The organism is Streptomyces sp. CBMA123 (assembly GCF_014596465.1).
In the GTDB taxonomy this organism is placed as follows: Bacteria; Actinomycetota; Actinomycetes; order Streptomycetales; family Streptomycetaceae; genus Kitasatospora.
In genome coordinates this window covers 1-5,297 of record NZ_MECK01000328.1, presented here as the reverse complement: position 1 = coordinate 5,297, position 5,297 = coordinate 1, and the positions used below count along the sequence as shown (strand labels likewise).

The following is a 5,297-nucleotide window of genomic DNA, read 5'->3' as shown; positions in this document are numbered from 1 at the left end:
CCCCGTCCAGCGGCCGGTCCGCCGCTCCGGCGCCGCCATCGGCGCCTTCCAGCGCCAGTCCCGGGCCGCCCGCGCCCAGGACAGCGGCGAGCACCCACTGCCCCCGTCCCCCACCCCGCCGGCTCCCCCCGCCCTTCCCGCCGGTCCCCCCGCCTCCGCGTCCGCGCCCTCCCCCCGGGCTCTGCCGGCCGCGGAACCCCGAACCACACGAACGGATGACCAGTCATGAACCGCACGATCGCCACCCATCAGGACCTGGACTGGCTGCTGGACGGACTCGTCGACTCGGTGCCCGGCACCCGCAACGCCGTCCTGCTCTCCGACGACGGCCTCGTGGTCAGCCACTCCCGCACCATCGAGCGGGCCGACGCCGAGCGCCTCGCCGCCGTGGCCACCGGCCAGCAGTCGCTCGCCCGGGGCGTCGGCCAGCTCTTCGACGGCGGGCCCGTCCACCAGGTGATCGTCGAGCTGGCCGAGTGCTGGCTGTTCGTCATCGCCGCCGCCCAGGGCACCCACCTGGCCGTGGTCGCCTCCCAGGAGGTGGACGCCGAGGTGATGTCCGTCGCGATGCACACGCTCGTCCAGCAGGTCGGCCAGAAGCTCACCACCCCGGCCCGCGCCGAGGGCGCCCCCGCGTCCTTCGACGCCTTCGCCACCCGGAACCGGAGCTGACCGGGGTGGGCCCGTACCGCGACGAGGGGGACGCCCGGGCGCGCGGCCGGGCGCCGCACTGGAGCGAACTGGAGGAGCCCGACGCCGAGGACGAGACCGGCGTCATGGTCCGCCCGTACACCATCACCCGCGGCCGGACCGCGCCCGAGCGTGACGACCTCACCCTCATCACCGTGCTCACCACGGCCGAGGACGAGGCCGACGCGGCCCTGGCGCGGGGCAGCCGCGCCGGTGCCCGCGGCCTCCAGCCCGAGCACCGGCTGATCCTCGACCGCTGCCGCCGCCCGGCGGCCGTCGCCGAGGTCGCGGCCGGCCTGGACCTCCCGGTCTCGGTCACCAAGATCCTGCTGGGCGACCTCGTCGCCCAGGGGCTGCTGCGGGCCCGGGCGCCGCTCTCGGTGGCCCGCGCCGCCGGGGGCGTGGACCTCGGCCTGCTCACGGCCGTACGCGAAGGACTCCGGAGACTCTGAACCATGGCAACGCCCCACTCCGCCCACCACTCCACCCCTGCGACCGCCGCCCCCGCCGCGGTCAAGATCCTCATCGCGGGCGGCTTCGGCGTCGGCAAGACCACCCTGGTCGGCTCGGTCAGCGAGGTCGCCCCGCTGCGCACCGAGGAGTACCTGACCACGGCCAGCGTCGGCGTCGACGACCTGGCCGGCGTCGACCAGAAGGACACCACCACCGTCGCCCTCGACTTCGGCCGGATCACCGTCAGCCCCGAGCTGGTGCTCTACCTGTTCGGCACCCCCGGGCAGGAACGTTTCTGGTTCATGTGGAACGACCTGGTCAACGGCGCCCTCGGCGGGATCGTCATCGCCGACACCCGGCGGCTCGACACCAGCTTCGCCTCCATCGACTTCTTCGAGAGCCGGGGCATCCCCTTCGTGGTCGCGATCAACTGCTTCCACCACCACAACACCCGCACCCCGGAGGAGATCCGGGCCGCCCTCGACCTCGATCCGCAGGTCCCGATGCTGATCGGCGACGTCCGCGAACGCGGCTTCGGCCGCGACCTGCTGCTCGCCCTGGTCGACCACCTGATGGACCTCGCCGCCACCCCCGCCGGCTGAGCACCGTTCTTTGGAGCGCCCCTTCATGACCACCCCCCTTCGCGTCCTCGTCCACGGCGGCGGCATCGGCGGCCTCACCCTCGCCACCGCCCTCGCCCGGCGCGGCCACCACGTCGAGGTCGCCGAACTGCGCGACCGGCTGGAAGCCCTCGGCGTCGGCATCATCCAGCCGTCCAACGCCCTGCACGTGATGCGCGAGATCGGCGTGCTCGACGAGTGCCTCGCCGCCGGCTTCGAGTGGGAGGTGCTGACCATCTGCGACCCGGCCGGCACCACCCTCGCCCGGATTCCGCAGCCCCGGATGGGCGACACCCCCTCCAACAACGGCATACCCCGCCCCGCCCTGGCCCGGATCCTGGCCGACGCCGCCACCACGGCCGGCGCCGTCCTGCGCTTCGGCAGCACGATCGCCTCGGTGAAGGACGACGGCGCCGGGGTCGACGTCACCCTCACCGACGGCCACGGCGGCCGCTACGACCTGGTCGTCGGCTTCGACGGCATCGGCTCCCCGCTGCGCGGGCACCTGTACGGCGACACGTACGCCCCCGAGTACACCGGCTTCGCCAACTGGCGCGTCACCCTGCCGCGTTCGCCCGAGGTCAAGGGCGTGGTGATGTCCACCGGCAACCTCCGGGCCAAGGCGCTGCTCACCCCGATCAGCGCGGAACTCATGTACCTGGGCGCGGTGTTCGCCGAGGCCGAGGACTTCCGCCCGGCGCCGGAGCGCGCCCACGAGCAGCTCCACGAGCGCCTGGCCGGCTTCGACGGCCCCATTGCCGAGGCCCTCGCCCAGGTCACCGACCCGGCCGCCGTGGTCTACTCCCGGATCTCCCAGGTCACCGTCGGGGAGCCCTGGCACGTCGGCCGCATCGTCCTCGCCGGCGACGCCGCCCACGCCTCCACCCCGCACCTCGCCCAGGGCGCCGCGATGGCCGTCGAGGACGCCCTCGTCCTCGCCCAGAGCCTCGACAGCGCCGACGGCGTCCCCGCCGCCCTCACCGCCTGGGAAGAGCGCCGCCGCCCGCGCGCCATGTGGGTCCAGTCGCTGTCCCGCGCCGTCCTCAAGCAGGAGACCGGCACGCCCACCACGCCGGAGGAGGACGAGCTGCTGAAGATCGGCATCCCGGGCGCCGCCCACGTCCTCGTCAAGCCGTACTGAGGCCGGTGCCTCCGGGCCCCGCGCGGGGGTTGCGCCCGCGCGGGGTCGCGCCGGTCCGGGGCGCGGCCGTGCCCGCGATCAGCGCGTGACGGCCCTGCGCCGCTCCCACACCGCCGCCGAGATCCGGGCCAGCAGCCGGGCGGCCGGATCGGTGCGATCGCTGCCGTCCGCCAGCGGGCCGGTGTAGCAGACCGCGATCAGGTACGGCGGGCAGTCGTGCGGGCGCACCAGGCCGACGCAGTGCCGGGCGCCGGGCACCCAGCCGTTCTTGAACGCGATCCGGGTGTCCGGCGGCAGCCCGGCCGCGAGGTCCACCCGGAAGTCGTTGCGCTCCAGCAGCCCCAGCAGCTCCGGCTCCCCCGCCAACGAGCGCAGCAGCCGCACCAGATCACGGGCGCTCACCCGGTTGTGCACGCCCGCCGCGCGCGCCGCGTAGTCCTCGATCCCGCGCGGGGTCACGCTCCGGGTGGCCCCCGCCCGGCGCCACACCTCGGCCACCGCCCGCTGGTCGGTCCGGGCCAGGCAGAGGTTGGTCGCCAGGTTGGAGGAGTGGGTGATCATCCGCTCGGCCAGCAGCCGCAACGGCACGTGGGTGCCGAGGAGTTCCCACGGCAGCGGATCACTGTCCCACTCCGGGTCGTTGCCGAACTCCCCGCCCACCACCGACTCGTGGCGGTTCACCACGGGCACCTCGGCGTCGAGGCTCGCCCCGCCCCGGGCCAGCGCCGCCAGCACCGCGACCTTCATCGTGCTCGCCGCATCGTGCAGCTCGTCCGGCGCGCGGGTGAACACCGGCTCGGCACTGCCCTCCCAGGGGGCCACCACCACAGACAGCATGGGGAGAGAGTAGTGCCGTCCGGGCCGACGGCACGCCAACGGCCCGCCGTCCGGCACCGCCGTCGGCGTGTGACCGGACGGAGCCCCGGCCGCGCAGGTGGCGAAGACAGCGGAGCGGGAAGTCGGCCGGTCCGACTTCCCGCTCCGTGCCCCGTCTGCGGCCGATCAGCTCTTGCTGGGCCTCGGGGAGGCCGGGAGGGTGGCCGAGCCGGTGAGGAGGGGCCATTCCTTGTGGAAGGGCGGGAGGGGGAGCTTGCCCTCGATGATCGGGGTGCCGAAGACCTTGAGGTGGGCGGTGAGGGCGCCGTTCAGGTCGATGCCGCCGACCAGGGCCCAACTGCCCTGGAGCTGCGGGGTGTTGCCGGGGAGGTCGACGGCGAGGGAGCCGTCCGCCTTGGCGCTGAGGTAGGGGGCGACGGTGGCCTCGACACCGACGGTGTCGTAGAGGCCGAGGCTGACCTCGGCGCCGAGGGCGGCGCGGACGGAGGCCTTGCCGTTGAGGCGGACGTGGACCGGGGAGACCTTGGTGTCGGCGTCGGTGGCCGAGGTCCAGCCCTTGCCGCCGGTGTAGTCGGCGCGCACGGTCCAGGTGCCGGCGGCGTCCTGCTCGGTCTCCAGGTGGACCTGGCCGTCGGCGCCGACCTCCAGGTAGCAGGTGAGGCCGAGGTTGACGACCACGGGCAGGCCGGCGACCGTCAGCACCGGGCTGGCCTGCAGCTTGGCGAACGGGACGCGGATCGGCGCCGCGCCGGTGTTGCGGGCGACGTCGCCGGTGACCTTCCAGTGCGCCTGGGCGCCGAGGTCGAAGCCGATGGAGGCGGTCCGCGGGCTGGTGGCGGCCGCGCCGTGGTAGGCGAAGTGGACGGCCGGGTGCAGCTGGAGGGAGCCGGAGGCGTCCAGGCTGGCGCCGCCGGGCAGCGGGACGGGGGCCTTGACGTCGACCTCCAGGGTGCCGGAGGCGTCGGCCTTCACACCGTTGCCGTCGAGGCCGGCGGTGGCCTTGAGGTCCTTGACCAGCGGGGTCACCTGGATGCCGTGCACGTCGATCGGCACCTGGCCGTCCGCCTCGGTGCCGCCGAGGAGTTCGGAGAGGGTGGCCGGGCGGGTGGTGAGGTTGAGGGTGTTGCCCGCGCCCGGGTTGACGCCGGTGACGGCGACCAGCGCGCCCTGCGGGGCGGCGGCGGTGGGCGGGCTGGCGATCAGCTGGCCGGCCTGGACGGTGGAGGCGGCAGCGGGGGCGGAGGCAGTGGCGGGCGCGCTCGCACTCGGGGACGCGGTCGGTGACGCCGCCCCAGAGGCGGTCGGGGATGCCGTCGGGACGGCCGTCGGGGCTGCCGTCGGGCCCGGGGCCGTCAGGACGGCGGTGCCCTTCCCCGGGTCGTAGCCGGTGAGCTGGAGGCTCTTGGTCGCGGCGGTGACCGCGCCGCCGTCCTTGCCGGGGCTGCCGATGACGGCCTGCTTGTCGTCGGCCGGGGCGACCGTGACGGTGCCGTTGCCGCCGCCACCACCGTTGCCGGTGGAGGGCTTGCCGGCGGCCGGGGTGCCGGCGCGGGCGC

General features: G+C 75.0%; 6 protein-coding genes. 4 read left to right on the top strand and 2 right to left on the bottom strand.

The window, feature by feature from the left end:
- The first annotated feature begins 225 nt into the window (after nt 1-225).
- The 4 genes from BG452_RS29305 to BG452_RS29290 all read left to right on the top strand — a co-directional run bounded on the left by BG452_RS29305 (nt 226) and on the right by BG452_RS29290 (nt 2,904).
- Nucleotides 226-672 carry a roadblock/LC7 domain-containing protein gene (locus BG452_RS29305; protein WP_188307373.1) on the top strand — a complete coding sequence of 149 codons (447 nt, stop codon included), beginning with the start codon at nt 226-228 and terminating at the stop codon, nt 670-672.
- A 104-nt stretch (nt 673-776) separates the two neighbouring features.
- Complete coding sequence (locus BG452_RS29300; protein WP_188307374.1) at nt 777-1,142, top strand: DUF742 domain-containing protein; 366 nt, start codon at nt 777-779, stop codon at nt 1,140-1,142.
- A gap of 3 nt (nt 1,143-1,145) precedes the next feature.
- Entirely contained in the window at nt 1,146-1,745 is a 600-nt protein-coding gene (locus tag BG452_RS29295; RefSeq protein WP_188307372.1) for a GTP-binding protein, read from the top strand.
- A gap of 25 nt (nt 1,746-1,770) precedes the next feature.
- Nucleotides 1,771-2,904, top strand: coding sequence for an FAD-dependent monooxygenase (locus tag BG452_RS29290; protein WP_188307371.1), 1,134 nt, complete (start codon nt 1,771-1,773; stop codon nt 2,902-2,904).
- Nucleotides 2,905-2,982: 78 nt separating this feature from the next.
- On the opposite strand, the gene BG452_RS29285 is transcribed toward BG452_RS29290, so the two are convergent.
- Together BG452_RS29285 and BG452_RS29280 are read right to left on the bottom strand one after the other, a co-directional pair.
- A complete protein-coding gene (locus tag BG452_RS29285) occupies nt 2,983-3,741 on the bottom strand; it encodes a serine hydrolase (protein ID WP_188307370.1) in 759 nt (252 codons plus the stop codon).
- Between the two features lie 165 nt (nt 3,742-3,906).
- The coding region (locus BG452_RS29280; protein ID WP_188307369.1) for a hypothetical protein at nt 3,907-5,297 on the bottom strand (1,391 nt) is incomplete at its 5' end.